This window comes from Helicobacter kayseriensis (assembly GCF_021300655.1).
Lineage (GTDB): Bacteria > Campylobacterota > Campylobacteria > Campylobacterales > Helicobacteraceae > Helicobacter_G > Helicobacter_G kayseriensis.
On the sequence record NZ_JAJTNB010000023.1, the window covers coordinates 1 to 2,154 of the forward strand.

Consider the following 2,154-nt stretch of genomic DNA (forward strand, 5'->3'; position numbering starts at 1 on the left):
ATGAGGGATGGAGATGAAAGAACAAATCACAAAAATCAAAGACTATGCAAATGTAGCTGATGCAAGCTATGCTTTGCTTCATTATATAGAAGAGAATGAGGAGTTTAAAGCTAGCGATGATGAATGGGAAGTTCAACACAGAAAAGAGCCTCCTGCAAGATGGATTTATGCAGATGGAATTAAGAGGGGGTATGAACTCACAAGAGAAAATACAAAAAATACAAAAATACAAGAACTGCTACAATCCAATCAACGCTCCTTAGGCCAACCCACAGCTTATGCCCTAGCCATTGAAGCTAGATTTGCAAAAGATCAATTCATCACTATTAACCACAAAAAGAAAAAGATTGATAATAAGATTCAAAATCTCATTGAAAGAAAAAAAGATAAACCTGCACTTGAATACCAAAAAATCAAAGTCAGCACCACTAAAGAAAAAATAAAGAAAGAAGAAACCTCCCGCTCTCTCTCTGCTCGCACCAAAGCCTTTGTTTCCCGCTATGAAGTCATTGAACATCAGAAAAATACTGCATATGGGTTTTCTGCAACATTGTTTAAAGACCATGAAAACAACAATGAGCTTATCTTGGTTTGCAGAGGGACTGAATACACAAAAGAAGACTTTCAAACAGATATTGCCCTAGCTCAAGGAGATATTCCTTTGCAATGCTATGATCTTGCAAGATTTTATGAAGAGAAAGTCAAACATCACCTAAGAGAAGAAGAAAAGCTTCTTCTTATTGGACATTCTTTGGGAGGATATTTGGCACAGAGTTTTTGCCTCATGTATCCTCATAAAGTAAAAGAGCTCTATACCTTTAATTCCCCTGGGGTGCTAAATGATTGGAGCAAAAAGTTTGTAAAAGGTGATGAATCTTCAAAAATAGAATCAAGCCAATGGCTTTTGAGATGGCTTGAAGAGAAACTGAGCATAGCATCTAAACTCAACACCATATCACTTACTTTTAATCTCTATCACAATACTGCTATCCCTAAGGAATTGGAAAAATATGAATTTTTGATCCAAAAGATCAACGATCATCTTTCCATCACAAGAAACAATCCAGACTTTATCCCCCCTCCATTAAAAGATGCAAACATTCTCCATATTGAGACAACAAACACCCTTGATACCCAAGAACATTTAAAGACTTGGCTTATAGAAAACACAACACAACATTTAGGCAAAGACATCAAGGGGGATTATCTTTTTTTATATGTTTCAGAGGAGGGTTTAGATTCACATTATCTAAATTGCACACTACAAACCCTCTCCTTTTATGAATATCTCCTAGCTCTTTCTAGCAATGAAGCAATCTTTCTTAAAGAGGGATTACAAGAAACATTTGATGCGCTCAATACCTATCACCAAAATCTCAGTGATTATTTCTCTTCTTTTATAGGAAGAATAGAGGGATATAAAAGGAGAAAAGAGAGCGAGAGAATGAGAACAAGAGGCCCTAAAACACCTCCACTCAGCGAAAAGCTTCAAGCCTTTTATTTAGAGATTGCTCAAAAAGGAAAACAAACACCTCTAGGAATATTGCTGGGGCTTTATCTTGATTCTTTAAAAAAAGTATCTTATGAAAATAAGACTACTCTTAATGAGCTCTCTCAAAGCAAAGATTTGCTTGAGATTCTTTCTTTTTTAAAAGAGAGGTTTTATTTTCTTCGCTCTTTTGATGATCAAAGTCTAAAAGAACATCAAACCAATTTGCAAAAAGCTCAAGATGAAGCAGCCCTAAGAGTTGCACTGAGCACTTTTGCTCTTTTTGTTTTAGTCAATCAAGACAATCAACCCCTTCTAAGCCAAAAAGATTTTTTCACTCTCTTTGGATACAACACTCCTGAGATCATTGCTGCTTTGAGTCATTGGGATGGAGAGTATTTGGCATTTCAAGCAAAAACAACTCGGGCTTTATACTTTGGAGGAAGTGTTGTGATTGGAGCATAAATATAGGAGAAATAATGAAACCATACTTTTATTCTATCGCCCAAAAACATCAAACAATCAAGATTCAAGCTTTTAGTTATGCCTGCATTGACTGCCAAACTCTCTATCAAGAAATTTATGAAGAGATCAAAGACTTAGAAGAATATCAAGGCATCACAGAACAAACTCTTTCCTCCTACCAAACCCAACTTTTCTTTTAT

The 2,154-nt window shown here is 35.7% G+C and carries 2 protein-coding genes; both read left to right on the plus strand.

Annotation, left to right across the window (positions count from 1 at the left end):
- Window positions 1-13: 13 nt before the first annotated feature.
- Window positions 14-1,954 carry an alpha/beta fold hydrolase gene (locus tag LW137_RS07010; protein WP_233034903.1) on the plus strand — a complete coding sequence of 647 codons (1,941 nt, stop codon included), beginning with the start codon at window positions 14-16 and terminating at the stop codon, window positions 1,952-1,954.
- Window positions 1,955-1,968: 14 nt separating this feature from the next.
- A partial coding sequence (locus LW137_RS07015) for a hypothetical protein (RefSeq protein WP_233034905.1) occupies window positions 1,969-2,154 on the plus strand: 186 nt, incomplete at its 3' end.